The sequence below is a fragment of the Paracoccus sp. UBA5162 genome, from assembly GCF_002413585.1.
Classification (GTDB): domain Bacteria; phylum Pseudomonadota; class Alphaproteobacteria; order Rhodobacterales; family Rhodobacteraceae; genus Paracoccus.
In genome coordinates, this window is sequence record NZ_DHXG01000058.1 from 8,496 (window position 1) to 34,758 (window position 26,263).

18 protein-coding genes and 1 riboswitch are annotated in these 26,263 nt (G+C 66.8%); of the genes, 12 read left to right on the forward strand and 6 right to left on the reverse strand.

Translation table 11 applies throughout. From position 1 onward, the window contains the following. The 6 genes from B4A72_RS08875 to B4A72_RS08900 all read left to right on the forward strand — a co-directional run. The coding region (locus B4A72_RS08875; protein ID WP_292952746.1) for an Ig-like domain-containing protein at positions 1-1,734 on the forward strand (1,734 nt) is incomplete at its 5' end. 293 nt (positions 1,735-2,027) lie between these two features. Continuing rightward, positions 2,028-3,470: a hypothetical protein gene (locus B4A72_RS08880; RefSeq protein ID WP_292952744.1), complete on the forward strand. Its 1,443-nt coding sequence runs from the start codon at positions 2,028-2,030 to the stop codon at positions 3,468-3,470. Positions 3,471-3,565: 95 nt separating this feature from the next. After that, the gene (locus B4A72_RS08885; protein WP_292952741.1) at positions 3,566-4,954 is read left to right on the forward strand and encodes a hypothetical protein; all 1,389 of its coding nucleotides are present in this window, start codon (positions 3,566-3,568) and stop codon (positions 4,952-4,954) included. Positions 4,955-5,003: 49 nt separating this feature from the next. After that, the gene (locus tag B4A72_RS08890; RefSeq protein ID WP_292952738.1) at positions 5,004-7,949 is read left to right on the forward strand and encodes an NAD(P)-binding protein; all 2,946 of its coding nucleotides are present in this window, start codon (positions 5,004-5,006) and stop codon (positions 7,947-7,949) included. Between the two features lie 30 nt (positions 7,950-7,979). After that, positions 7,980-10,955, forward strand: a complete 2,976-nt coding sequence (locus tag B4A72_RS08895; protein WP_292978366.1) for an ATP-binding protein — start codon at positions 7,980-7,982, stop codon at positions 10,953-10,955. Next, complete coding sequence (locus tag B4A72_RS08900; protein WP_292952729.1) at positions 10,952-11,623, forward strand: Crp/Fnr family transcriptional regulator; 672 nt, start codon at positions 10,952-10,954, stop codon at positions 11,621-11,623. Before B4A72_RS08895 ends, B4A72_RS08900 begins: the two co-directional genes overlap by 4 nt. 28 nt (positions 11,624-11,651) lie before the next feature. Here B4A72_RS08900 and B4A72_RS08905 read toward each other — a convergent pair whose 3' ends face one another. The 6 genes from B4A72_RS08905 to B4A72_RS08930 all read right to left on the reverse strand — a co-directional run bounded on the left by B4A72_RS08905 (position 11,652) and on the right by B4A72_RS08930 (position 17,101). Beyond that, a complete protein-coding gene (locus B4A72_RS08905) occupies positions 11,652-12,638 on the reverse strand; it encodes an ABC transporter substrate-binding protein (protein ID WP_292978368.1) in 987 nt (328 codons plus the stop codon). Next, the gene (locus tag B4A72_RS08910; protein WP_292952723.1) at positions 12,580-13,389 is read right to left on the reverse strand and encodes an ABC transporter ATP-binding protein; all 810 of its coding nucleotides are present in this window, start codon (positions 13,387-13,389) and stop codon (positions 12,580-12,582) included. The genes B4A72_RS08905 and B4A72_RS08910 overlap by 59 nt, the downstream gene beginning before the upstream one ends. Continuing rightward, entirely contained in the window at positions 13,386-14,168 is a 783-nt protein-coding gene (locus tag B4A72_RS08915) for an ABC transporter permease (protein WP_292952720.1), read from the reverse strand. Before B4A72_RS08915 ends, B4A72_RS08910 begins: the two co-directional genes overlap by 4 nt. A 4-nt stretch (positions 14,169-14,172) precedes the next feature. Next, on the reverse strand, positions 14,173-14,781 hold the full coding sequence (locus tag B4A72_RS08920; protein WP_292952717.1) for a YkoF family thiamine/hydroxymethylpyrimidine-binding protein: 609 nt from the start codon (positions 14,779-14,781) through the stop codon (positions 14,173-14,175). Next, positions 14,774-14,887: riboswitch (TPP riboswitch) on the reverse strand. (Overlaps the previous gene by 8 nt.) 258 nt (positions 14,888-15,145) lie before the next feature. Then, positions 15,146-16,207 (reverse strand): alkene reductase, encoded by a 1,062-nt coding sequence (locus tag B4A72_RS08925; RefSeq protein ID WP_292978370.1) that lies wholly within the window; start codon positions 16,205-16,207, stop codon positions 15,146-15,148. Between the two features lie 108 nt (positions 16,208-16,315). Next, the gene (locus B4A72_RS08930; protein ID WP_292952711.1) at positions 16,316-17,101 is read right to left on the reverse strand and encodes a heme-dependent oxidative N-demethylase family protein; all 786 of its coding nucleotides are present in this window, start codon (positions 17,099-17,101) and stop codon (positions 16,316-16,318) included. Positions 17,102-17,329: 228 nt separating this feature from the next. Here B4A72_RS08930 and B4A72_RS08935 point away from each other — a divergent pair, with 228 nt between their 5' ends. From B4A72_RS08935 to B4A72_RS08960, 6 genes are all read left to right on the forward strand, one after another. Next, positions 17,330-19,843, forward strand: coding sequence for a cation:proton antiporter (locus B4A72_RS08935; RefSeq protein ID WP_292952708.1), 2,514 nt, complete (start codon positions 17,330-17,332; stop codon positions 19,841-19,843). Positions 19,844-19,934: 91 nt separating this feature from the next. Then, on the forward strand, positions 19,935-22,217 hold the full coding sequence (locus B4A72_RS08940; protein WP_292978380.1) for a Tex family protein: 2,283 nt from the start codon (positions 19,935-19,937) through the stop codon (positions 22,215-22,217). Positions 22,218-22,340: 123 nt separating this feature from the next. After that, positions 22,341-23,120 carry a transglutaminase-like domain-containing protein gene (locus B4A72_RS08945; protein WP_292952701.1) on the forward strand — a complete coding sequence of 260 codons (780 nt, stop codon included), beginning with the start codon at positions 22,341-22,343 and terminating at the stop codon, positions 23,118-23,120. A gap of 68 nt (positions 23,121-23,188) precedes the next feature. Further along, positions 23,189-24,163: a Bug family tripartite tricarboxylate transporter substrate binding protein gene (locus B4A72_RS08950; RefSeq protein WP_292952698.1), complete on the forward strand. Its 975-nt coding sequence runs from the start codon at positions 23,189-23,191 to the stop codon at positions 24,161-24,163. A 7-nt stretch (positions 24,164-24,170) separates the two neighbouring features. After that, a complete protein-coding gene (locus tag B4A72_RS08955) occupies positions 24,171-24,620 on the forward strand; it encodes a tripartite tricarboxylate transporter TctB family protein (RefSeq protein ID WP_292952695.1) in 450 nt (149 codons plus the stop codon). Further along, positions 24,617-26,116 carry a tripartite tricarboxylate transporter permease gene (locus B4A72_RS08960; protein ID WP_292952692.1) on the forward strand — a complete coding sequence of 500 codons (1,500 nt, stop codon included), beginning with the start codon at positions 24,617-24,619 and terminating at the stop codon, positions 26,114-26,116. Before B4A72_RS08955 ends, B4A72_RS08960 begins: the two co-directional genes overlap by 4 nt. Positions 26,117-26,263 lie beyond the last annotated feature (147 nt).

A 26,263-nucleotide genomic window follows, 5' to 3' on the forward strand; every position in this document is an offset into this window, starting at 1 on the left:
GCGATCACGGTGACCGCGCCGGGCGACAGCGTGGCGCCGGTAATCGCTGCGCCCGTACCGCTGAGGGCCGAGGCCGGTCCGGACGGAACCGCGCTGGTCGGTTTCAAGGCGACGGTGACCGACAATGTCGATCAGGCGGTCACACCCGTTTTCACCCTGGACGGGGCCGTGATCACCAGCCCGTTCGCATTTCCGGTCGGGGTCAGCAAGGTGTTGATCGACGCGACGGATGCGGCAGGCAACAGCGCGGTGCAGCAGATCCTTGTGGTGACGGTCACGCCGGCGGCGGCCCCGCCGCCCCCGGTCATCACCACCGCCGCGATCAATGCGGACCGGTCGCTTACAATCGGCGGCACCGCCGCGGCCGATGCGAGGGTGAGGGTGACTTTCCCCGATGCGTCCTTTCAGGAGGCGACGGCAACGGGCGGCCTGTTCTCGGTCACGTCGGCTGCCAACATGACGGGCGGCACGGTCTCGGTCACTGCGGCGAACGCGCCCGGAAACAGTTCGGCGGCGACGACGGTAGAACTGTTTCCCGATTACGAGGCACCGACGGTTGCGCTTTCGGGCGCCCCGGCGACCCTGACCGACATGTCGGCCTTCACGGTGACGATCACCTTCTCGGAACCGGTTGTCGGGTTCGAAACCGGCGACGTGACCGTTTCCGGCGGGACGGTGACCGCGTTTTCGGGGACCGGCGCCGTCTACCGTGCCGGGATCACGCCCGGCGCGGTTGCGGAGGTCACGATCGGCGTCCGCGCGGGCGTTGCCGAGGATCTGGCGACCAACCCGAATCTGGCGGCGGCGCCGCTGACGGTCCTGCCCGACACCTCGCGCATCGCGCAGGAGGCGATCACGGACGCCCTGACCGCCCGTGGCCGCGCCCTGATCGGTGCCCAGCCGGATTTGCGCGGCTTCCTGACCGGCTCGGCAGCTTCGGGGCTCGAGGCGCGGGCAAGCCGGGGGCAGGGCAACTTCCGCATCGGGGCCGGGGGACAGGACAGCACTTTCTGGGCGCTGGCTCAGGGACGGTGGTCTGATTCCGTTTCGACGGAAATGGACTATTATCACCTTGCCCTCGGTGCGCATCTCCTGCGCGGAAAGAACCTGATCGTCGGGGCCATGTTGCAATTCGACAGCGCCGATGCGGGTCTTGACGCCGGTTCCTTCGAGGGACGGGGCTGGCTGGCCGGCCCGTATCTGGTGGCGCGACTGCCCGATCAGCCGCTTTATCTTTCGGCCTCGATCCTGCATGGGCGGAGCGATAACACCCTGACACTTGCGGGTCAGGCACCGGATGATTTTTCGTCCACCCGGACATTGCTGACGGCCGGCGTGGAAGGCCGATTCGCGTGGACCGAGACGACAACGATCATCCCCTCGCTCGATCTGTCGCATCTGGTCGATCGGCAGAAACGCTATGTCGACAGCCGGGGCAATACGGTCGGTGCGCAAAGCATTCGACTGACCGAAGCGGCCTTCGGGCTGGGCTTCGAGCATCTGGTGAGGCTTGACGACAACGAGATGCTTCTGAGCGGAGGCATCAGCGGGATCTTTTCGGATCAGCAGGCCCCGGGCGACACGGCGACCAGCACCCGCGGGCGCATCGACCTGGGCGCCGAGTTTCGCCTGGGCGAAGCGTCGAGCCTGAGCCTGACCACGTTCTATGACGGTCTGGGCGATACCGGCTACGGGGCAAGGGGGGCGGCGCTGGATTTCGAGATGCGGTTCTAGAACCATCATCGGCTGCCCGGACCGACAAGCGGCCGGGCAGATTGCGCGCGCGGCCGGTATCCCTGGCGCGCGGCGCGCCATGTCATCGGCACCGGCCTCCGCGCCGGTGCTTTTTTCGGGCTTCGTGTTCTGGCGCACAGTGCGAGTCGGTCGGGCGGGATACAACAAGGGCGCGAGTTCCGGTGCGGACCGGCACCCGCCACCCTCCCGTCTCGGGCCCTGGCCGGATCTTTCAGCGAGGGTGCCTTTTTCACCTCCTGCCGAAAGGCGGGACTCCATCAAGGAACAGATCCATGTCCGACACCATCACAATGGAACGCCCGGCCGCAGCCACCGACCTGACGCCCAGTCAAAAGACATTCGTCGATGCGATCACGTCCAAGGTGGGCACGCTTCTGGGCAGCCAGTTGCCCGGAACCTTTGCTGCCGTCAGCTATCCTCCGGGCTTTCACCCGGTCGTGCAATATGGCAACAACGCCTACTACAATTCCACCATGCTCGACACGTTCAACGGCACGTTGGCGGTCGGCAGCAACGGGATGCTGACGCTGGGCAACGAGCAGTTCAGCACGCTTTATGCGCGCATCCTGAACGCGGCGCAGTACCAGTTCTCGGCGGCCGATCAGAAGATCGTCAACGACCCCGCCTATGACAACCAGAAGATCGCCATCACCAACGAGGCGTCGTCGGGTGGCTTCGCGGCGGCCTACGCCGTTTCGCCGGTCACGTTCACCGGCGTCCTGGCGGCGCTGCTGAAGAACTTCAGCAAGGACCCCACCGATCATTCCCTGGCCAATATCGCGACCGCGGCGCGGCAGTTGGCCTCGGCCGGGTTTCCGGGCCTGGCGGCGGCATTCTCGAACAATATCAACATGCTGGCACCGCTTATCCGGATCACCGGAGAACAGGCTGCGGCAGAGCTGCAACTGGCCGCGGCCCGGGAAAACGCCACCAATCCCACGGCGGCGAATGGCGGACTGCAGACGACCGACAGCACCTATTATGTCGGCTGGACGCCGATGCCGTCCAATACGGTGATCCAGGCCGGTCTCGACAGCGGCAGCAAGGTATCGATCGAGGTCTCGGCCTCGAATTTCTCGTCCACCGACGCCAGCCTGTCGATCGCGGGAAAGACCGGCTTCACAATCCCGGTGCTGGATGTGGTCGATATCGGCATCTCGGCCGGGTCCAGCTATGACTGGTCCAAGCATACCTCGTCCTCGTCCTCCTTCGACATGACGATCGAATATCCCGGCGTGACCATCGTCCAGATCGATCCCCTGACGCTGAGCGCCGACAACACGACCGGCTGGTATGACGAATCGCTGCTGCGTTCGATCGTGACGGGATCGGGCGACGACAGCGTGTCGGGCTTCAAGATCGCGCCGACGGACCAATATGCCCCGGCCAGGATGTTCGGCCAGGGCAAGCCGTTCTCGCGGCTGAAGACCCTGGTGATCAGCCAGGCGCCCACCATCACCATGGTGTTTTCGGCCGACATGGCCAATTCGGTCACGTCCTCGTTCAAGGAAAATGCCTCGGTGGATGTGAAGCTGTTCGGGATCTTCTCGGTCGGGTCGTTCAACGAAAGCTACGGCATCACCAAGGTCGACAGGGACAGCGCCTCGGGCAAGGTCACCGTGGTCTTCGCGCCGCCCAAGGTCATCGGTACCGTGCCGCCCACCCAGCAGGTTGCCAACGTTCTGGGCGGCGTCGCCGATTATCCGCCGGCCTGAAGCCGAGATGCCGAACCGCGCCTGAAGCGGGCGCATGACGGACACGAACCGGGGCGGTCCGCGATGGCCGCCCCGCCCGATATGGGGGACGACCGATGACACAGGCCGGGCAGACAACGGATGACCGCGCCGCCGAAGCCATCTCTCGCAGGATCGCAGCCTATCTGGGGGCGCAGATCGAGCCGGGATTTCGCGTGATCCGCTACCCGCCGGGCTACAATTTCAACGTGCAATACGGCATGCCGGTGATGTGGAATCCGCACACCTTCGGCCTGATAGACCAGATCTGCAGGCTGGACGGACCCCATTCCGCCAGCATGACCGGCAGCAGTTTCAGCGCCGAGTTCGCCGCGATCCTGGCTTCGGTCGGATATCATACATCCACAGCCGATATCCGGGCGCAGAAGCAGGCCATCGGGGATTTCGACCGACAGGGCGACAGGGTGGTCCAGGTCTTCGAGGCCGAATTCGGACCGATCACGGCCGCGATGATCCAGGCCTCGGGGGCGGTGCCGCGAACGAAACCGGGCTATGTCTCCTGGTATGTCGGGGCGCATTATCCCGGCACTCCGCCCCGGTTTCCGCCCGTTCTGGCCTCGTTCTCGGCGGCCTATGCGGCGTGGCTGTCGCTGGGAGAGACGGTGGAAAAATCCGCCCGGCAGGCGCAGGCGGCCGCGGCACTGGTTTCCGCGGCGCGGGCGCATTCCATCCATCCGGGGGCGGGCAATGGCGGTTTGCCGACCGGACCGTCGGCATGGTCGGTGGCCTATTGCGGCCTGCCCACCAACAACCAGATCAATGCCGGTCTGGACAACCGGCAAAGCACCGTGAGCGTGACCATCGACGTCGAGGATGCCGGGGCGGGCATGGCCAGCCTGAGCCTTGACCGGCAGAGCCTGGGCCGAGTTCCCCGGACCGACCTGCGACTGTCGGTGGCGGCCGCGCCCGAGGATACGGCGCGCCCGGTCGATCCCTGGGCGGCGGCGCGTCATGTCGGGCTGGAGATCGTCTATACCGGGATCACGGCGATCCGGGCCGACCCGGTTTCCCTGTCTGCCGACCGCCAGAGCGGCTGGTTCAGCCTGCCGATCCTGCAGCAGATCGTGGCCAAGACCGGCAAGGACGTGACCGGCCTGCAGCTTCAGGGCTCTGCCTTCTCCATCGACGCGCTGTTCGGACCGGGCGGATCCTTCGCGCGGGTCCAAACCTTTGTCATCGCGCAGCAACCGACGGTGAAGATGACATTTCGCGGTACGAATCTGGACGCGCTGGCCGGCCAGGTGACGACGGACCAGGCGGCGCAGCTGAGTCTGGGAAAGATCGTCTCGCTGGGGGTGGATGGTCGCGACTACCGGGTTCTGGACATGCAATCGACCGGGACGGAGCTGACCGTCACCCTTGGCGCGGCACCGCCATCCGGTACCGTGCCGCTGATCGACCAGACCGCGCATGTCATCGGCGGCGTGATTCAGTTTCCCGCCTAGCGCTTTTCGTGTTCCCATCGGCTGACGACAGTTTCGGCGAGGAGAGATCATGCAGACCGAGCCCCGGAAGATCGCGATCATCGGCGGGGGTGTAGGCGCCGTGACGGCCGCCTATGCCATCACCCAGTTGCCCGACTGGCAGGACCGATACCAGATCACGTTCTACCAGATTGGCTGGCGGCTGGGCGGCAAGGGGGCCAGCGGGCGCAATGCCGCCAGGGGGCAGCGGATCGAGGAACACGGCCTGCATATCTGGGCCGGTTTCTACGACAACGGTTTTCGACTGATGCGCGATTGCTACGAGACCCTGAACCGGACCGGCCTGCGCAGCCCCGATGCGCCGCTGGGCACGCTGGACAAGGCGTTCAGGGGACTGAACCATTTCCTTCTGGCCGATGAGGTGACACAGGCCGACGGCACCCGGTCGCTGCGGCCCTGGCGCATCGACTTTCCCGAAATCGCCGGCCAACCCGGCGAGGGAGGGCTGTTGCCAACGCCCTTCGGCTACTTCAAGGCCCTGCTGCAGGCCGTCGCGGGTTTTCTGGATGGCCGTGTCGGCGCCACGCCGCAGGAAATTCCGGCGCGGTTCCAGGCCGAATTCGCTCGCAGGGCCCTGCCGCTTGCGGCGGCCTCGCCGCTGCATCACCTTCGTTCCTATGCGGCCACGCTGCGTGACAATGCCTTTGACCACACCACCTCGCAGACGCTTTATCTCGCGGCGCTGGTCCGTCACGCCCAGATCTGGCACGCGACCGCCGATCTGGGTGGCGGCGACACGGCGCGCCGGATCGGCTATCTGGTCAGCCTGTCGCTGGCCTTTTGTCGCGGTGCCATCGACAACGGCCTGTTTCGCAAGGGCTTCGACGCGATCGACGATCAGGAAATCAGCACCTGGCTGCTGCAATGCGGGGCCAGCCGCGAGGCCGTCTATTCCGCCGTGTTCCGGGGCTGCTACGATTACGTTTTCGGCTATCCCGGCGGCGTGACAGACGATCGCGAGGTCGGCGCGGGCACCGCCATAAGGGGCCTGCTGCGCCTGGCCTTCACCTACAAGGGCGCGCTGTTCTACAAGATGCAGGCCGGGATGGGGGACACGGTCTTCGCGCCCTATTATCAGGTGCTGAAATCGCGCGGGGTGCGGTTCAGATACTTCAATGCCGCCACCAACCTTGCCCTTGCGCCGGACGGGAACGCCGTCGTCGCCATCGACATGGTCGAACAGGCCGAGGTCCTGTCGGGCGACTACGAGCCGCTGGTCGATGTCAGGGGCTTGCCCTGCTGGCCCTCGGAACCTGACTGGAGCCAGCTCAGGGACGGGGCGGCGCTGAAGGCCGAGGGCGTCGATTTCGAATCCGAGAAATCGGTGCCGTCGGGGCGCGCCTATCGCCTGGAGCAGGGACGGGATTTCGATCTGGTGATTCTGGGCGCGTCGCTGGGATCGCTGCATTATCTGACGCCGGAACTGGCCGCGGCCTCGACCCGCTGGAATGCGATGTTGAAGAACCTGCCCACCGTGGCAACGCAGGCCGCGCAGTTCTGGTGCACCAAAACGCCCGAGGAACTGGGCTGGAACGCCCTGGTCGCAGCACATAATTCCGGCGACCAGGGCGATCTGAGAACGGTGATCACCAGTTTCGCCGAGCCGCTCGATACCTGGGCCGACATGTCCGATCTGCTGACGCGAGAGGACTGGCCGGCGGATGGGCCAACCGCCATCGCCTATTTTTGCAGTCCGGCGCAGGATGCGGGCACCGGTCCCGACCGCTGGCCCGATGCGGTGCGAAACTGGGCCGATGCGGAGCTGACCCGGCTCTGGCCCGGGGCGGGAAAGGCCGGCAAATTCGACGCCTCGATTCTTTATGCCGACGGCGCCCGGACCCCCGATGACAAGTTTGCCGGACAATATTTCCGGCAGAACTTCTACGGTTCGGAACGCTATGTGCTGTCCGTGCCGAACACGGTCCAGTATCGCCTGCCACCCGATGGATCGGGCTTTGAAAACCTCTATCTGGCCGGCGACTGGACACGCTGCGGGATCAATGCCGGCTGCGTCGAGGCCGCGACCATCTCTGGGTTGATGGCCGCGCGCGGATTGACCGGGGCCGACTTTAAGATCGTCGGCGAGGGTGATCTTGCCCCCGATGCGGGACCGACGGATGCCACGAAACTGTCCAGCCCCTATGCCCAGTCCGCGCCCTGGCCGCTGACGCCGGTCTATGGCACCGGCCGGATCGACGGCTGGTTCAGCTTTCATGCCGTCGATGCCCGCGCGCTCGAGGCGGTTCTGCCCGACGGAATGAGCCTTCATCCCCAGACGCTGACGCCCGAGGGTCAGCACCCGGTCGCGATCCTGGCCAATCAGCAGGTCGGCGTGCGGGCCTCGATCCTTCCCAAGATCATGGGCTATCGCAACTACTGCGAGGCGATCATCGCGATCAATTTCGTGCAGGTCGAGGGGCATGAGGGCGTGTTCAGCTATCTGCCCAATCTCTACCTCACCAACAATTGGGCGCGGCTGGCCGGGATATGGTGGTATGGCTACAACAAGCGGATGGGCCGGTTGCAGATGGGCAATGGTCACTACTCGGTCGCCGCCACCGATGGGCGCCCGATCTGGTCGGGCCGCTACCAGCAGAAGGATTTCGCGCGGCCGCTGACGCATTCGCCCGATTGCGGCCTGGTGCAATCACTTGCCGAGCAGATCGTGGTGTCGGAAGGCAAGTTCAGCCGCTGGCAATTCTCGTCCTTCGATTTCAATCTGACCTCGGCCTATGTCGCCGGCGTCAGCGCGCGGATCGACGTGACGGATGCCGCATTGGCCAATATTCCCCAGGGCAGCATGACCGCGCAGCCCCTTGCCATGGGCGCGGTGCAAGAGAACGGTTTGCATAAATTGCCCGGCGCATTCCGGATCTGGACCAGCTGGACCCTGTCGAATCCGTTGGACAACAGCAGGATAGCTCAACTAGAAGGGGAAAGAACGAAATTGCCGTAGCGTCAGCGGCAAGGGTCGAGAGGAGCCGCAATGTCCCGGATCGTGACCCGCCCCGAGGGCGAGCGGAAGCAGGTCACGGCGGTCTTTCTGGATCTGGTCGGGTTCAGCGAAGTCGCAAGCACCTCCGATGCGGAAGATTTGCAGGACTGGCTCGAGGAATATTACCGGCGCTGCGGCGAGATCGTCGAGATCAATGGCGGCGAGGTGACCGAATATCTGGGCGACGGAATCGTGGCGGTGTTCGGCCTGTCGCGCGCGGATGAACTGGCGGCCTCGAAAGCGGTGGATGCGGCGCTGCGCGCGGTGACGGAACTGGCGCAGGATAAGGCGGGGCAGGGCGGATTCACGCTGCGCGCCGGCGTCGCCACCGGAGAGGTCGCGGTGCGCCCCGACATGACGCGCGAGGCCTGGCCGCGGATCACCGGGACGGTGACGACCCTTGCCCAGCGGGTGCAGGAACTGGCCGCACCCGGCGGCGTGATGATCGCTGAAGGCACCAGGATGATGTTGCGCGGCCAGTTCACCCTGACGCCGGTGCCAAATCAGATCCTGAAGGGTTTCGCACAGCCGCAGATGCTGTTCGTGCCACAGATCGCCCCCCATCGCGACGTGGCGCCGGGAACGGCCGACCTGGTCGGGCGCGCGAAGGAATGCGCCGCGATCGAGGCCGCCCGGATGCCGGTGCTGATCGTCGGGCAGGCGGGGATCGGCAAGACCGCCGTGGCGCAGCACATGGCGCAGCGGGCCGGCATCGCCACCACGATTCAGGCCGAAGGGATCAAGAGCGGCTCCAGCTATCAGCCGTTCAAGGACTGGATCTCGTGGCGGCTGAAATCGTTGACACCCGACTTTGCCGAGATCACGCAAGGCTTTCCGGACCTGTCCAAGGCCGATCGGATGAGCCTGGCCCTGATCATGGGTCTGCCCGAAGGCGCGGCGCTTCTGACGGAATTGTCCAATCTCGCGCTGAAGGCCCGGATCGAAGCCGGGCTCTGGCGTGCCCTGCAAAGCGTCCAGCGCGACGGGATGGTGATCTTCGAGGATCTGCACTGGTTCGACATCGCCAGTTTCGGCGTATTGCAGCACATTCTGCGCAGTCCCGAACGATCCCGGTTCCGTCTGATCCTCACCAGCCGCGAGGATTCCAAGCTGGGCAAGCATCTTTCGGGGCTGGTATTCGAGACGCTCTCGCTGCATCCTCTGTCGCAGGGCGATGCCCATCGGATGCTGGCGTCGCTGGGCGCGCAGGACGGCGTCAATGCCGCCAGCCTGGTCGAGCAGGCGGGGGGGATTCCGCTCTATCTGGACCAATTGGCCAAGCGGGCGCTCAAGATCGGTCGGGTCGAGGAGACGGTTCCCGACACCCTGATGGATCTGCTGGCCGCCCGGATCGACGATACCGGCCCTGCGAAGCCGATCCTGCAGCGCGCCTCGGCGATCGGCCGCATCTTCGCGGTCGATCTGCTTCGCGCCCTCGATCCGACCAGCGCCGATCCGGTCTTCGCGCTGGAACACGCCCGGGCGGCTGGGGTCGTCATGCAGCGGTCCGCGGCCGAATGGGAATTTGCCCACGCCCTTCTGGCGCAGGCGGCCTATCATTCGGTCCTGCGCAGCAATCGCGAGGCGCTGCACCGGCGCATTGCGGAAATCCTTCAGTCCAGCCATGTCGATCGAATATCCCGCGACCCGGCATTGCTGGCCCGACATCAGCGAAAGGCGCGTCAGATCGGCCCGGCCATCCGGTCCTATCTCGCGGCCAGCCGGATCGGGCTGCTGCAGGGTGCCTTTGCCGATGCCGAAGGACATGCCGGCACGGCGCTGGCGCTCTGCGACGATCTGGACGATGCCTCGGCCCGCGCGGAAATGGCGATTGCCTGCCAGACGGCGCGCGGCTCGGTTCTGATGCAGGCGCAGGGGTTCACCGCAGAGCCCGTTCGCGACGCCTTCGGGGCGGTCCACAGGATTGCCCTTTCGTCCGGCTCGCTGGGGCCTAACAGCGCGGCGGCGCTGTTCGGAAGCTTCTCCCATGCGATCATTGCCGGCGACAAGTCCCGGGCTGACGCTTTCGACGCCCTGCTGGCGGACCTGGCCCAAAGCATGCCGGCGGGCGCCGGAGGCGACGAAGTGCGACTGGCCGCGCTGGCCACCCGCAATTGCGGATGTTTCTACCAGGGCGACTTCCGCACGCAGTTTCGCCAGATCGAAAGGATACGGGACCTTTATCGGATCGCGGATCATGCGGGCATGATCGCGCGTTACGGCATGGATATCTTTGCGGCCGCGCAGATGTTCGAAGCGCCGGCACGGGCGATTTCGGGCCAGATCGACGCGGTCGAAAGGCTGGTGGCGGAAACCGACGCGCATCAGGCCGAATTGTCGATTCCGGCGATGCTGCCATACGCCTTGATCTGGGGCGCGGTGCCGCTGTTCTACTGCGGCCGGCAACCCGAGGCGCTGGCGCGGCTGCGCAGGGGCATGGCGCTGGCCGACGAACAGGGGGCCGTGTTCTGGCAGGTCACCGGCGCGACGTGGAGTTTCATCATGGATCCGTCGCAAAGCCTGGATGAACCGGGCCTTGCCGCGTTCAAGGCCAATATCGAATTGCAGCGCGCGATCGGTGCCAGGGTGGGTCTGCCCTATTTCTCGGCCTGCTATGCCGAGCGTCTGGCAGCGGCAGGCCGCGTGACCGAGGCCTATCACGTTTCCTCGGCAGCGGTGGTCGAGGCGCGGGAAAGCGGGCTGCATTGCTGGTATCCCGAAATCCTTCGCATCCATTCCGGCATTTGCCGCAGCGACAATCACCCGGGCGAGGCCGAGGCCGCGATGAAGCTGGCGCTGGATACCGCGACCCGGCAGGGGGCGGCACTTTGGAGCCTGCGCGCGACGCTGGATCTGTCATGCCATGATGTGCCGGACGATCAGGGCCTCGCCGCGGCGCTGAATGCCTTTCCCAGGGATGCGGTCCTGCCCGAACTGGGTCGCGCCAAAGTTCTTCTGTCACAATGACCGGCCTGTTGTCGTTCGACCTGCCCCTTCTGGCGGGCGTCAGGGCGGCCGATCTGGCCGGTATCGACGTGCAGTTCCAGGAAAGATCGCTGGCTGGCTGGGAAGTGCTGTTCAACCAGCAGGACATGTCGCGCGACGTCTATTTCCTGCTGTCGGGCGCGCTCTTGGCGGTTTACTGGACGCCCGAGGGGCGCGAGATCATCTTTTCACGGTTTTCCACCGGATCCTATCTCGGCGAATTGGCGGCGCTCGATGACGGCGATCGGTCGCTTGCGGTCGTGGCGCGGGCGCCGACGCGGGTTCTGGTGATGCCGCAAAAATGCTTCCTGTCGCTGTTCGAAACCGTGGCTTTGGTCCGGCACCGCGTGGTCACGGATCTCGTGTCGCGCGTGCGCGCGCTGACCGCACGCAATATGGAACTGACCAGCTTCACGGTCGAGCAACGTGTCGTCTCGTACCTCATCGCCCTGGCGGTCGAACGCGGCCAGCTGGAGACCGGCGGTGTCCTGGACCATGCCCCCACCCATGCCGAGATCGCGGCCAGCATCGGCGCCAACCGCGAGATCGTAAGCCGCACGATGACGAAACTTGCGCGGCGGGACATCCTGAGGACGGCGCGACAGCGGATCGAGCTGCTGAACCCCGATGCCTTGTCGGCCATCCTCTAGAATCCTGCGGCAGGGGCGCGCCACGTTGCTAACGGTCGAGGTATTCGTTCGTGAACCAGGTCGAGAAATCGGGCTTTTCGGTCAGGACATCGCCGGCTTCGTCGCGCAGGATCCCGGCGTCGACCAGGAAGCTGCCGACGGCCTCGATCCGGTCCGGCTGAATCGTGCCGACCTGCCCGTTCTCGTCCGTCAGATAGCCGCCATCGACGATCGCCTGCATCGAGGCGCGGATCAGCTCGGGATTGCCAAGCATTCCTTCGGTCGCCCCGATCAGGATCTCGGCGGCGGCCTCGGGGTTCTCGGCGGCAAAGGCATAGCCGCGGCGGGTGGCGGCCAGGAACGCTTTTGCCGTTTCGGGGTTCGCCTCCAGCCATTCGCCACGGCTGCCGATGAAGGTGGTCTGCTGGTCGGGAACCCCGTAATCGGCATAGCGGAAGGCGCGCTGCTCGCGGCCCTGAAGTCTGGCGTTGACGCCCTCCCAGGTCGCGACCTCGAGGGTGAAATCGGCGCGGCCGCTGGCCAATGCCTCGTAGGCCGAGGTCCCGAGCGTCACGGTCTTGAATTCGCCCTTGCCGCCGGCCGCGCGGATGATCGTAGTGATCAGCGCCTCTTCCCAGGCGCTGCCGAAACCGGCATAGGTCAGCCCGTCAAGGTCGGCGGGTGTGTCGATGTCGTCGCGGTCGGCGTTGAAGACCAGGCGCCCGGTCTCGTGCTGGTAGACGGCGAAGACCGGCATCAGGTCCGCGCCGGCGGCGCGCTGCGTGTAGAAGCCCCAGGAACTGAGCACGCCGAATTCGGCGACACCGCTGGCCAGCAATGTGCCCGAGGCGGTGTCGGTGTAGGGCAGGATTTCGACGTCCAGGCCGGCATCGTCGTACCAGCCCTTGGCCTGGGCGACATAGAGGCCGACATGGTTGGTATTGGGCGTCCAGTCCAGCGCGACCTTGACCGCCTGCTCAGCGGCAAGCGGTTGCGCGGCGATCAGGGCGGTCAGGGCGAATGCGAGGCATCTCATCTTTGTCTCCTTGCGGGTCGAGAAGGGTGTTGAGGATTTCGGTTTCCAGCGCCAGCGCCGCGGCGGGCAGCCCATGCGCCAGGCGCGGACGGCCAAGCGGAACCGCGAATTCCGCCAGAACACGGGCGGGTCGGCGCGAAAGGACATAGATGCGATCCGACAGGCTGACCGCCTCGCGCACGTCATGGGTGACGAGCAGCGTGGTCCACCGGTGATCTTGCCAGCGGGCCTCGACCCATCGCTGCATCCCGGCGCGGGTCAGCGCGTCGAGCGCGCCGAAGGGTTCGTCCAGCAGCATCACCGGCCGCTGCTGCACGACGGTCCGCAAAAGTGCTGCGCGCTGGCGCATCCCGCCCGAAAGCTGTGCCGGCCAGTGACGTTCGAATCCGTCCAGGCCGAACTGCGCGAAAAGCGGGGCGACGCGGGCGCGCGCTTCGCGCCGTGGCAGGCCCTGCACTTCCAGCCCCAGCGTCACGTTGTCGATGATCCGCCGCCACGGCATCAGCGCATCGCGCTGCGGCATGAAGGCAAACGGCCTATTACCCGCTGCCAGCGGGCGCCCGGAGACCAGAATTTCGCCGCGATCGGGTGCAAGTCCGCCGGTCATCAGTCTGAAAAGCGTCGATTTGCCCGCGCCCGAGGGACCGAGGATCGAAACGAACTCGCCGCGCTCCACGTGCAGCGACACGCCGTCCAGAACCGCCGTTCCGCCCAGCCGAACCGCGGCGTCGCGGATGTCGAGCAGGCTCATGGCCGCTGCTCCTCGACCTGCCGCCAGGGCATTGACAGGTGTTGGAGCAGCACCGTCGTCGCGAACAGGACCAGCGTCAGAGCGGCGCTGACGAAGACCGCCGCCAGAACCAGGTCGGGACGGAAATTGTTCTTGGCATTCAGGATGTAGATGCCCAGCCCGCGCGCCGCCCCGGCATATTCGGCAAAGATCGCCGCGACGACGGCATAGGTGATCGAAATGCGCAGACCGGCGAAGAAAAAGGGCAGTGCCGAAGGCAACCGCGCGCGGCGGAAGATGGTCGCCCGCGATGCGCCCATCGTCGCCAGAAGCTGCTCGATCTCGGGCTCGGTCGCCTCGTAGCCATCGACCAGCGCCACCAGCATCGGAAAGAACGTGACCAGCGCGACCAGCGCGATCTTGGGGCCAAGGCCGAAGCCGAACCAGAGCACGACAAGCGGCGCGATCGCCACCAGCGGCAGCGTCTGGCTGATGATGAAGACCGGAAACAGCGCCCGGCGCAGCGGACGCGCGAAATCGATCAGGACCGAGAACGCAAAGGCCGCGCCCAGCGAGACCGCAAAGCCCAGCAGCGTCGCCTGGATCGTCGGCACCGTATTCGCCCAGATCACCTGTCGGTTCGCCGCCAGTTGTCCGGCGACCCGGCCGGGCGATGGCAGGACGCTCGGCGGGATCCCCGACAGGCTGACATGGATCTGCCACAGCGCGATCAGCGTGCCGACCGACAGGATCGCGGGCAGCGCGCGCGTGACGCGCTCGCGCATCGTGGGTTTGGGCATCGGATCAGGCCGCGGAGGGACTATTGGCCGACACGGTCAGGTCGATGGTCACATGCCCTTCGGGCGGACCGAAGCGGCAGAACGCCTGGGCGAGCGCGGCGAAGACGGGACCGGCATCGCCCCCGAGTCGCGTGCAGAAGTTCTTTGCGCGATCGAAGACGCCGCTGTCGCGAAGAAACTCGATGCAGCCATAGATTTCGGCCATGTGGTCGCCGCCGCCCATGACATAGAGCGAAAGCTGCGCGGCTGCGGTTTCTCCGGTTTCGGGGGCGTCGCGCAAGGCCTCTTGCGCTGCCGCCTGGCGCAGGGCCAGGGGCTCGCGGGATGTGTCCATCGCGTCGCTGCGGCACATCGGATCGTCGGGCTCGCCCGGGCAGCCGCGCGACAGGGTTGCGTGCAGGACGACATGGGTGCGCGTGGCGGCGGCGGCGACGAAAAGGTCGCGGATCGCGGGAAACAGCACCTCTGGCGGACCGACCAGCAGGGTGGAGATATCGTCGGTTTCGATCCGCAGCCGGTCGCGATAGGGCCCAAGCGCGGCCAGCGCATCGGTGATGACGTCGATGAACCTGTCCGTCATCGGGTAAAGGGAAATCTGTGCGCCGGTGAACATTCGTTCCTCCTTGCTCCGCTGGCATGACCCAGATCAGCTTTGAGGGTCCGCAGGCGTCGCGCCCGCATCTCAGCCCCGGCCATACGGGGCACCCCTGTGGATGGCTTGAAGTGATCACAGACCGCAGCCGGGCGCAACCGATTCGCTCGGACCGATCGCGGCGCGCGCGAAGGCTCATCGGACCAGATCAGGCTGCCGCCGGTCAAGGCGGCGTCGCCCCCGCCACGACCGCCGCGGGATCGCCAATCCTGCGGTCGCGCCCGGCAATGACCGGAGGACACAAGCAGCGCGGGATCCGGCCCATGAATGACGCCTGCCGAGGCCGGGGCGTCGCGGCCGGCGCCTCGCGCCGGCCGTTTCCGCGTTACGCTGCGGCTTCCGCCGGGAGATAGTCGATATAGCCCTTTTCGCCGCCCGCATAGAAGGTCGAGGGATCCTGCGGGTTCAGGGGCAGTCCCTCGCGGAACCGGCGCGGCAAGTCCGGAGTGGCGATGAAATCGCGTCCGAAAGCCGCCGCATCGGCGCGGCCCTGGCCCACAAGGCTGCGGGCGCTGTCCCGGGTCAGCCCTTCATTGGCGATGATCGGACCACCGAAGGCGGCCTTGATGGCGTCCAGCAGGCTGTCTTCGGCCGGATGTTCGCGCAGGCACAGGAAGGCCAGGCCGCGCTGGCGCATCTGGTCGGCGACGCGGGTGAACAGGGCGCTGCGGTCGCTGTCGCCCATGTCGTGCGAATCGGCGCGCGGGGCAAGGTGAAGGCCCACCCGATCCGCGCCCCAGACCCCGATTGCCGCATCTGCGATGTCCTCCAGGAAACGGGTGCGGTTTTCAAGGCTTCCGCCATAGCGGTCGGTCCGCCTGTTGGTGCTGTCTTGCAGGAACTGGTCGATGAGATAACCGTTCGCACCATGAATCTCGACCCCGTCGAAGCCCGCCGCCCTCGCGTTCTGCGCGCCCTGGCGATAGGCTTCGACGATCGCCGGGATTTCATCCGTCTCCAGTGCCCGGGGGGTGACATATTCCTGCTGCGGCCGCACCAGGCTGACATGGCCCTCGGGCCGGATCGCGCTTGGCGCGACCGGCAATTTGCCGTTCAGGAACAGCGGCGCCGAGATCCGCCCGACATGCCACAATTGCAGAAAGATCAGCCCGCCCTCGGCATGGACGCCGCGGGTCACCCGTGCCCAGCCTTCAACCTGCTCCTGGCTCCAGATGCCGGGCGTATCGGCATAGCCCACCCCCATCGGCGTGACCGACGTCGCCTCGGTCAGGATCAGGCCGGCGCTGGCGCGCTGGCGGTAATATTCGGCCATCATCGCATTCGGGACGCGGGATCCGCCGGCGCGCGCGCGCGTCAGCGGCGCCATCACGAGACGGTTCTTCAAGGTCACGGCCCCGAGTGTCAGCGGATCGAAAAGGGTTGGCATCTGGCGTCCTTTCTGCCTGTCCTGTGCTTTGACCATTCGACCTGTGCGGCGGGCCGGAGGTTTTCAACGGCGCGCGGCGCAAGCTTGCGTCCCATCTGGCGCATGGCTTCAGGTGCCGTGGCGGATCGGAAATTGTCGCAGGGCCCGGCGCTGATCGGGGTCCAGCGCCTCGGGGCGGATGACGCTGGTATGGATCGAGAAGACCACCGCGCCGGTTTCGGGCAGGCGGAACAGACATTGCCGCTCGACCCGGATGAAGGGCGCGGGGTCGGGCGGGATGCGGTCCTGTTCCTCGGTCAGGGGGTGGTGCAGCGGCGCGTCGGAATGATGCGCCGTGCCGCGCATCAGGCCCGGACCGGGGCGCAGCCCATCCAGCAGCCGCTGGACGCGGCGGCCGATATCCTCGGTATAGGACGCGACGGGGCGATGGATGCGCATCATCGGGCGCATGAATTTCTGCGACAGGGACCAGCCCGCAGGAAAACACAGGATCGCGCCGCCCAGCACATGCCGGCCATCCGGGCCGGGGATCATCAGGCACAGATCCTCGGCGACAAACCGGCCCAGCGTCATCAGCGGCATCTGCGGATCCGGCAGCACGAGAACGCCATCGGGACGCCGGACCGCCGGGCCGCAATCATAGCCGCGGTCGGGCAGCAGGCGCATGATCCGGCGGTAAAGCTCGGCCGCGGCGGGACGGGCGTCTTCGTGCAAGGCGTGCACGCGGCCGGGCCGGGTGGCGATCAGATCGTCGCGCAGCGCCATCTGAGCGGCGAAGGCATCGTCGGTCAGCAGCCATTCGGCCTCGGTCACGGGAATGGTGCCGGGCAGGCGCCTTGTGCGCGGATCGGCCCAGGGCGCGAAAGCCAGCCGCTGTTGCAGGATCGTGCTCATCTGCCCGCATCATGCCCGTGCCGGCGGCAGGAGCAAATGACCTTGTCGGCCGGGCTGCCCGTGTTGCCTGCCTTCCTGCGTCCCGCGACCGCCGGGGGGACTGCGCGTCCCCCGGGACCCCCGGCGCAGGCGCGGGCTGCGCAAGCCGGTGGCGCAGTCACGAAAAAGCGCGATCCGGCGGGGTCCTGCCATATTCCCTGCCGGCGATTTTCCAGTTATCGCAGGCCCATGGACATCGTTGTTCTGACCACCATCACTGCGGGACTGTTCATCCTGATCGCCCTGGCCGAGCCGCTGGCGGCGCGTCTTTCGCTGCCCTACAGCGTGATTCTGGCGGCTTTCGGCATCCTGATCGGCGCTGCGGCGCTGTTCCTGCTGCGCACCGATCTGACCGATGCGCTGAACCCGGTGGCGGAATCGATCCTGGCGCTGCCGATCCGGTCCAACGTCTTTCTTTATGTCTTCCTGCCGACGCTGATCTTTCAGGCGACGCTGGGCATGAATGTCCGCCGGATGGCCGATGACTGGGTGCCGATCCTGGTGCTGGCGGTGGTGGCGGTCTTCGTGGCCACGCTGACCATCGGCTACGCGCTGGCCTGGGTCAGCGGGCTGCCGCTGGTGGTCTGCCTGCTGATCGGCGCGATCGTGTCGACCACCGATCCTTCGGCGGTGGTCGGCATCTTCCGGTCGCTGTCGGCGCCGCGCCGGCTGGCGCGGATCATCGAGGGCGAAAGCCTGCTGAACGACGCCGCCGCCATCGCCCTGTTCGGCCTGTTCATGGGATTCGTGATGATGGGCCTGCCCGACCCCAGCCTGACAGAAGCGATCGGCGGTTTTCCCTGGCTGATGGCGGGCGGCGTTGTCGGTGGCTGGCTGGCCGCGCGGGCGGCACTGATCCTGATGGCGTGGTTCACACGCTACGAACTGGCCCAGATCTCGGTTTCGGTCGCGGTGCCCTACCTGGCCTATATCGGGACCGAGCAGCTCTTTTCCGCCTCGGGCGTGGTCGCGGTCGTGGCGGCGGGGCTGACGCTGAACCTGATGGGGCCGGCACGGCTGTCGCCCGGCCTCTGGACCAATCTTCGCGAGGTCTGGGATTTGCTGGCGCATTGGGCCGGGGCGCTGATCTTCATCCTGGCCGCGCTGTTGATCCCGCGGCTGCTGGACGACGTGCGACCGGGCGATTACGCGCTGATCCTTGTCGTCATCCTGGCCGCCATTCTTGCCCGCGCGATCATCCTGTTCGGATTGCTGCCGATCCTGTCGCTGCTGCGTCTGTCGCCCGCAGTGGAGCGTCCCTACCGGATCGCGATCCTTTGGGGCGGGTTGCGCGGTGCGGTCACGCTGGCGCTGGCGCTGGCCGTCACCGAAAGCCTGCGCGTTCCGGTCGAGACCAAGCGCCTGGTCGGCATCCTCGCCACCGGGTTCACGCTGTTCACGCTGCTGGTGCAGGGCACGACGCTGCGTTGGGTGATCGGGCGGCTGGGGCTGGACCGGCTGTCGCCGCTGGACGAGGCGCTGTCGAACCAGGTGATCGCCGTCGCCCTTCAATCGGTGCGCGAACAGGTGGCCAGCACGGCCGAGAATTACGAATTGACGCGCGAGACCGTCCGTTCCGAGGCCAAGCGTTTCGCCGCGCGGCTGGACCGCGCCGTCGAGCAGGCCGAGGCCGAGGACAATACCCAGATCCTCGACCGCGACCGCATCACGCTGGGCCTGATCGCGCTGGCCGCGCATGAACGCGAGACGATCCTGGAACGGTTCCGCGAACGGGCCATCAGCGCCCGGCTGTCGGAAAAGATGCTGTTCGACGCCGACCGGCTGATCGAGGGCGCGCGCACCGGCGGCCGGCATGGCTATCAGCGGGCGGCGCGGCGCAGCCTCCGCTATGGCCTGCCCTTCCGCATCGCCGCGTTCCTGCGCGACCGGCTGCGCCTTCCCGCCCCGCTGGGTCGCATGACCGCAGACCGTTTCGAGGCATTGCTGGCCAAACGACTGATCCTGAGAGATATTCACCGATTTCTCGACAGCCGTATCCGTCGCATCCACGGCCGCCGCGTGGCCGAATTGCTGCATGAATTGCTGTCGCGCCGGCAAGAAGCGGTCGAAACCGCGCTGGAGGGACTGCGCCTGCAATATCCCGGCTATGCCGAGGAACTGGAACGCCGCTTCATCCGTCGCACTGCGCTGCGTCTGGAGGAACGCGAATATGCCGCCATGCGCGAGGACGGGCTGATCGGATCGGAACTGCATACCGCGCTGATGACCGACATCGCACGCCGCCGCCATCAGGCCGAGGGGCGCCCGCGCCTGGATCTGGCACTGCGCAAGGAAGAACTGGCACGGCAGTTCCCGCTTTTCGCCGATCTCGACGAGGCGGAACTGCGCCGTCTGGCGCGGTCGCTGCGCTCGCGCTATGTCAATGCGGGCAAGGTCATCTCGCGCAAGGACAGCCCGTCGCGGCGGGTCTATTTCGTCTCGTCGGGCGCGGTCGAACAGATCGTCGCCGGTCAGACCACGCGTCTGGGACGTGGCGAGATGTTCGGCCAGATGGGCGTTCTGACGCGAAAGCCGCGCCGGGCCGAGGTGCGCGCGATCACGCCCACGAATCTGCTGCTGCTGGACGAAACCGACTTCCGCCGCATCCTCAGGCGGTCCTCGGCGCTGCGGCAGGCGGTCCGCGACAGCGTCTCGAACAAGGCATTGGCCGAAGAGGTGCTGGAACTGGTCGAAAAGGGCTGAAGGCGCGGCGGGCCGGGTGCGACGGTCCGGGGGATTGGCGCGGCATCGGTCGGACGATATGACGTTGCTTCGACAATTGGGAGAGACCCGTATGGACGCCGACCGCATCGCCCGCACCATCGCGACCGAAATCGGCGCAAGTCCCGCGCAGGTGGTGGCGGCCGCCGGTCTGCTGGACGGCGGCGCGACCGTGCCCTTCGTCGCCCGCTATCGCAAGGAGGTGACGGGCGGGCTGGACGACAGCCAGTTGCGCACCCTTGCCGAACGTCTGGTCTACCTTCGCGAACTGGACTCGCGGCGGCGGACGATCCTGGCCGCGATCCGCGATCAGGACAGGCTGACCGACGATCTGGCCCGCGCCATCGCCGGGGCCGAGACCAAGGCGGCGCTGGAAGACATCTATCTGCCCTTCAAGCCCAGGCGCCGGACCAAGGCGATGATCGCCCGAGAGAAGGGGCTGGAACCGCTGCTGCGCGCCATTCGCGACGACCGCGCCGCCGATCCGGCGGAGCTGGCGGCGGCCCATGTCAGCGATGCAGTGCCCGATCAGAAGGCCGCCCTGGACGGTGCCCGCGACATTCTGGTCGAGGAACTTTCTGAAAACGCGGCACTTCTGGGGGCCTTGCGCGATTTCATGCGGGCCGAGGCCGTGGTCGCGGCCAGGGTGATTGCCGGCAGGGAACAGGCCGGGGCCAAGTTCAGCGATTATTTCGACCATCGCGAGACATGGGCCGGGATCGCGGCGCATCGTGCGCTGGCAATCCTTCGCGCCGCGAAGGAAGAGATCGTGACCATCGACATCGCGCCCGATTCCGAAGACGGGTCGGCGCGGGCCGAAGGGATCGTGGCGCAGGCGCTTGGGCCGCTGGGCGAGGGGCCGGGCGATCGGTGGCTGCGGCAGGTGGCGGGCTGGACATGGCGCATCCGGCTGTCGAACACGATGTATATCGACCTGCTGACGGAATTGCGCAAACGCGCCCATGACGAGGCGATCCGCGTCTTTGGCCGCAATCTCAGGGATCTGTTGCTGGCCGCCCCTGCCGGGCCGCGCGCGACGATCGGCCTGGATCCCGGCATACGCACCGGGGTCAAGGTGGCAGTGGTCGATGGCACCGGCAAGCTGGTCGAAACGACGACGATCTATCCCTTCCAGCCCAGGAATGACCTGCGCGGCGCCGAATCGGCGCTGGCGGCGCTGATCGCGCGCCACGGCGTGGAATTGATCGCCATCGGCAACGGCACCGCCAGCCGCGAGACCGAGCGTCTGGTGGGCGATCTGCTGAAACGGCTGCCAAGGGGCGCAAGGGCGCCCACCAAGGTCATCGTCTCCGAGGCCGGGGCATCGGTCTATTCCGCCTCGGAACTGGCGGCAAGGGAATTTCCGGATCTCGATGTGTCATTGCGGGGCGCGGTGTCGATTGCGCGCCGCCTGCAGGATCCGCTGGCCGAACTGGTCAAGGTGCCGCCCGAAAGCATCGGCGTCGGGCAGTATCAGCACGACGTGGACCAGCGCCAGCTTGCCAGGACACTGGAGGCGATGGTCGAGGATGCGGTGAACGCCGTCGGAGTCGATCTGAACACGGCCTCGGCGCCGCTGCTGGCCCATGTGGCCGGACTGGGCCCGTCGCTGGCGCAGAACATCGTCGCCCATCGCGATGCCCAGGGGGCGTTCCGATCCCGCGCGGCGCTGAAGAAGGTCGCGGGGCTTGGTCCGCGGGCCTACGAACAATGCGCCGGATTCCTGCGCATCCGCGACGGCGATGAGCCGCTGGACGCCTCGGCCGTGCACCCCGAGGCCTACGGCCTGGCGCGTCGGATCGTCGCCGCCTGTGGCCGCGACATCCGCGCCATCATGGGTCAGGCCGGGGCGCTGAAATCCCTTCGGGCCGAGACCTTCGTGGACGCGCATTTCGGCCTGCCGACCATCCGGGACATCCTGTCCGAACTGGAAAAGCCCGGCCGCGATCCGCGCCCCGGCTTCGTCACGGCCAGCTTCGCCGATGGCGTCGATCGGATCACCGATCTGAAACCCGGCATGTCGCTGGAAGGCACCGTCACCAATGTCGCAGCCTTCGGCGCCTTCGTCGATATCGGCGTGCACCAGGACGGACTGGTCCACATCAGCCAGTTGGCCGACCGTTTCGTGAAGGATCCGAACGAGGTGGTGAAGGTCGGCGACGTGATTCGCGTCCGCGTGACCGAGATCGACCTGGCCCGCAACCGGATCGGGCTGACCATGCGCAAGGATGGCGGGGCCGGAGCCACCCGACAGGCCGGGCCCGATCACGCCGCGGCACCCGATCCGGCCCCCGGACCGGATGCCGCGGCGGGTGCCTTTGGTGCCGCGCTGGCCAATGCGATGCGCCGCCGCTGAGTGTCATGGCCGTCGTCTGCCGGGGCTTGCACGACGGCGCCCGGGTCCCGAAATAGGCAAGGCGCCGCGCGGTTGCGTCCCGGCCGACGCCCTGGCCGGGCGCCCATCACGAAAGGATCAGCCATGCGGATGAAGATCGAGGTCGAGCTGGATTACCGCCTCGCCCAACCCGGGCCTGCGATCCTCGTTCTGGAAGCCGCCGGCGCACAGGGACAGGAACTGATCAGAACCTCGATCGACACCGGCCCGGTGGATCATTTCGCCCGCGTCCCCGCGGAAGAGGGTATCGGCGAGCGCATCATCATCCGCGCCACACGCCAGATCCGCTGCTCTTATACCGCCGAGGTTCTGGTGACGCGGCCGCGGCCCGATTTCGACTCCCTCGCCCTGGTCGAGATCGACCGGATGCCCGGCGATGCGCTGCGCTATCTTCTGCCCTCGCGCTATTGCGAGGCCGAACGCTTTACCCCCTATGTCTCGAAGCGGTTCGATGGCCTCCAGGGCGGCCGCAAGGTCATGGCGATCCGCGACTGGATCGAGGCCGAACTGGATTATGTTCCGGGCGTCAGCCACGCCGGCACGACGGCCGTGGACACCTTCCTGGAACGGCAAGGCGTCTGCCGGGACTATGCCCATCTGATGCTGACCCTGTGCCGCGCCGCGCAGATTCCGGCCCGCATCGTCAGCGTCTTCGCCCCCTCGGTCCAGCCGCCCGATTTCCACGCCGTCGTCGAGGTCTTTCTTGATGGCGCCTGGCATCTGGTCGATCCGACCGGCATGGCGAAGGCTGACGAAATCGCCATCATCGCGGTGGGACGAGACGCCGTGGACGTGGCCTTCATGACCACCTCGTGTCCGGCCGAACTGGTCACGCAGACCGTCTCGGTCAGCCGCATCGGCTGAGCCTGACGCTTGACCTTCGGCCAAGCCCGTCGCATCACCTCCTTCGCGTTTTACCGGGAGGAAAGAGGATGAAGCAGTTCAATCGCAGGGCGCTGCTGGCACTTGGGGCCGTGATGATCGGCACCGGCATGGCCGCGGCCCAGGACGCATGGCCGACCGAACCGCTGCGCGTCTACGTGGGCTTTCCGGCGGGATCGTCGCCCGATGTGCTGGCGCGACTGATCACCGAACCGCTGTCCCGGAAGCTGGGCCAGCCCGTGGTGGTCGAGAACAAGCCCGGCGCAGGCGGCGTCATCGGCGTGCAGCAGATGCTGGCGGGCAAGACGGATTATGCCTTCGGCACCACCATCAACGGTCCGCTGACGACCTCGCCCCGGCTGGTCGAGAATGTCGGCTACGACGTCGGCAAGGACATCGCCCCGGTTGCGCTGATAGCGACCTCGCCGCTGGTTCTGGCCATGGCCGCAGAGGCCGCGCCCACAGACATCGCCAGCTTCATCGAGGCCGCGAGGGCCGAAACCGGCGCGATCGCCTATGGTTCGGTCGGGCAGGGATCGGGCGCGCATCTGACGGCGGAACTGTTTGCCGACGCCGCCGGGATCGAGATGCTGCACATTCCCTTTACCAGCTATGCCGAAGTCACCACCTCGATCATCGGAGGCGAGATCGACGCGGGCTTCATGGCGCCCTCGGCAGCCCTGCCGCAGGTTCAGGCGGACAAGATGAAGATGCTGGGCATCACCTCGTCCGAACCCTTCGCGCAGGTGCCCGACGTGCCGGTCATCGCCGGACAGGCCGGCATTCCGGACGATTTCCGGGCCGAATTGTGGAACGCCTTCATCGCGCCCGCGGGCACCGATCCGGCCATTCTCGAAAGGCTGAACACCGAGGTGAACGCGATCCTCGACGATCCCGAGGTGCAGAAGAAGATGCTGGCGATGGGCTGGCAGGCGCAGGGTGGAACGGCCGATGATCTGGCCCGGAGGATCGCGGATGACACCAGCGTCTGGGGCAATGTGATCGACCGGATCGAGGCGCAGTAAGCCGCTGATGCGACGCGACTGGCACGATCTCTGGGGCGGCGCGGCGATGACCGCCATCGGCGCCTTCGTCGCGCTGTATTCGGTGGCCCAATATGATATCGGCAGCCTGCGGCGGATGGGACCGGGCTTCTTTCCGGTCGTGCTGGGCGCGCTGCTGGCGGGCCTTGGCCTGATGATCGCGCTGCCCGCCTGGCATCGCGCCGGCGAGATGCGGCCCTTCGATGTGCCCCAGGCGCTTGCGGTGCTGGCTGCCATCGGCCTGTTCGGTCTGGGCCTGCAGGGGCTGGGGCTGGCGCTTACGACCGCGGGCGCGGTGCTGATCGCCAGCCTGCCCGCGCCGCGCCGCGGCTGGCGGTGGCGGCTGATCCTTGCGGCGATCATCACCGTTCTGACATGGCTGGTCTTCAAGCAGGGCTTGCAGATGACCATGCCGGTCTGGCCGGATTTCCCCGGATGAACACCGTCGAGGGCATCCTGCACGGCTTTTCGGTGGCCTTGCGGCCCGATGTGCTGGTCTATTGCGTGCTGGGCGTCGTCATGGGCACCTTCATCGGGGTGCTGCCGGGGATCGGGGCGATGGCCGCGATCTCGCTGCTGCTGCCGCTCACCTACTACATCAGCCCCGAGGCGGCGCTGGTGATGCTGGGCGGGGTCTATTACGGCGCGCAATATGGCGGCGCGGTGGCCTCGATCCTGCTGCGACTGCCCGGCACGCCGCAATCGGCGATCACGACGCTGGACGGCTATCCGATGGCGCGGCAGGGACGGGCGGGCGTGGCCCTGTTCGCCTCGATGGTGTCGTCCTTCTGCGGCTCGATGATCGGGATCGTGGTGCTGGTCGTGCTGGCGGGCTGGCTGTCGCGGATGGCGACGCGGTTCGGGGCGGCCGACTACGCGGCGATGATGGTGCTGGGGCTGGTCGCGGCCTCGACCATCGGATCGCGGCGCCCGGCCAAGGCCCTTGCGATGGTCGTGCTGGGCCTGATCCTGGGCAGCGTCGGCACCGATGTGAACAGCGGCGTCCAGCGCCTGACCTTCGGCCAGACGCAAATGATGGACGGCATCAACCTGGTGGCGCTGGCAATGGGACTTTTCGGCGTGGCCGAGATCATCGGCAATATCCGCAATGCCGAACGCGAGGGCAGTCCGCCCCATGTCAGCCTGCGCCAGCTTCTGCCCACGCGCGACGATCTGCGCCGGATGCCGGGCGCGGTGGCACGCGGCAGCGCGCTTGGCAGCTTCTTCGGCGCGCTTCCCGGCACCGGATCGACCATTTCCTCGTTTCTGTCCTACGCGCTGGAACGCCGCATCGCGCGCCGGCCCGAGCGCTTCGGCCAGGGCGCGATCGAAGGCGTGGCCGGACCAGAAGCCGCGAACAATTCCGCCGCCATCTCGGCCTTCGTGCCGACGCTGACACTGGGCATTCCGGGTGATCCGATCATGGCCCTGATGCTGGGCGCGCTGGTCATCCACGGCGTCCAGCCCGGCCCGCTGATGCTGGAGGCGCGGCCGGACATGTTCTGGGGCCTCGTGGTCAGCTTCGGTATCGGCAACCTGATCCTGCTGGTGCTGAACCTGCCGCTGATCGGGATCTGGGTTTCGATGCTGCGGATCCCGTTCCGCTGGCTTTATCCGGCCATCGTGGTCTTCGTCTGCCTTGGGGTCTATTCGGTGCGCGGATCGAGCTTCGACATCGCCGCCGTCGCGGTGATCGGGGCGATCGGCTATCTGCTGGCCATGGCGCGATTCAACCCGGCCCTGCTGCTGCTGGGCTTCGTCCTCGGCCCGCTGATCGAGACCAATCTGCGCCGCGCCATGCTGATCGGGCGCGGCGATCCGATGGTGTTCCTGCAACGCCCGATCTCGGCCGTCTTCGTGGTGGCGACGGTGGCGCTGATCGCAGCCTCGCTGTGGGGCGCGTGGAGGCGGTTCAGATCGCGGACAGCAGCGTAAGCAGCCCCGCCCCCAGCCACAGCGCGCGGCGGCAGATCGCCAGCGCCCGTGCGATATCGGCCGCGACCGGATCGCGTCCCGCGCCGTTCAGCCAGGGTTCCTCCGCAACCCGGCCGCCATAGATGCGTGGCCCCGATAGCCGCAGGC

What these genes read in the sequence shown, in the direction of transcription:
- B4A72_RS08880 (WP_292952744.1), top strand. Translation starts at nt 2,028, where the DNA reads ATGTCCGACACCATCACAATGGAACGCCCGGCCGCAGCCACCGACCTG.
- B4A72_RS08885 (WP_292952741.1), top strand. Translation starts at nt 3,566, where the DNA reads ATGACACAGGCCGGGCAGACAACGGATGACCGCGCCGCCGAAGCCATC.
- B4A72_RS08890 (WP_292952738.1), top strand. Translation starts at nt 5,004, where the DNA reads ATGCAGACCGAGCCCCGGAAGATCGCGATCATCGGCGGGGGTGTAGGC.
- B4A72_RS08895 (WP_292978366.1), top strand. Translation starts at nt 7,980, where the DNA reads ATGTCCCGGATCGTGACCCGCCCCGAGGGCGAGCGGAAGCAGGTCACG.
- B4A72_RS08900 (WP_292952729.1), top strand. Translation starts at nt 10,952, where the DNA reads ATGACCGGCCTGTTGTCGTTCGACCTGCCCCTTCTGGCGGGCGTCAGG.
- B4A72_RS08905 (WP_292978368.1), bottom strand. Translation starts at nt 12,638, where the DNA reads ATGAGATGCCTCGCATTCGCCCTGACCGCCCTGATCGCCGCGCAACCG.
- B4A72_RS08910 (WP_292952723.1), bottom strand. Translation starts at nt 13,389, where the DNA reads ATGAGCCTGCTCGACATCCGCGACGCCGCGGTTCGGCTGGGCGGAACG.
- B4A72_RS08915 (WP_292952720.1), bottom strand. Translation starts at nt 14,168, where the DNA reads ATGCCCAAACCCACGATGCGCGAGCGCGTCACGCGCGCGCTGCCCGCG.
- B4A72_RS08920 (WP_292952717.1), bottom strand. Translation starts at nt 14,781, where the DNA reads ATGTTCACCGGCGCACAGATTTCCCTTTACCCGATGACGGACAGGTTC.
- B4A72_RS08925 (WP_292978370.1), bottom strand. Translation starts at nt 16,207, where the DNA reads ATGCCAACCCTTTTCGATCCGCTGACACTCGGGGCCGTGACCTTGAAG.
- B4A72_RS08930 (WP_292952711.1), bottom strand. Translation starts at nt 17,101, where the DNA reads ATGAGCACGATCCTGCAACAGCGGCTGGCTTTCGCGCCCTGGGCCGAT.
- B4A72_RS08935 (WP_292952708.1), top strand. Translation starts at nt 17,330, where the DNA reads ATGGACATCGTTGTTCTGACCACCATCACTGCGGGACTGTTCATCCTG.
- B4A72_RS08940 (WP_292978380.1), top strand. Translation starts at nt 19,935, where the DNA reads ATGGACGCCGACCGCATCGCCCGCACCATCGCGACCGAAATCGGCGCA.
- B4A72_RS08945 (WP_292952701.1), top strand. Translation starts at nt 22,341, where the DNA reads ATGCGGATGAAGATCGAGGTCGAGCTGGATTACCGCCTCGCCCAACCC.
- B4A72_RS08950 (WP_292952698.1), top strand. Translation starts at nt 23,189, where the DNA reads ATGAAGCAGTTCAATCGCAGGGCGCTGCTGGCACTTGGGGCCGTGATG.
- B4A72_RS08955 (WP_292952695.1), top strand. Translation starts at nt 24,171, where the DNA reads ATGCGACGCGACTGGCACGATCTCTGGGGCGGCGCGGCGATGACCGCC.
- B4A72_RS08960 (WP_292952692.1), top strand. Translation starts at nt 24,617, where the DNA reads ATGAACACCGTCGAGGGCATCCTGCACGGCTTTTCGGTGGCCTTGCGG.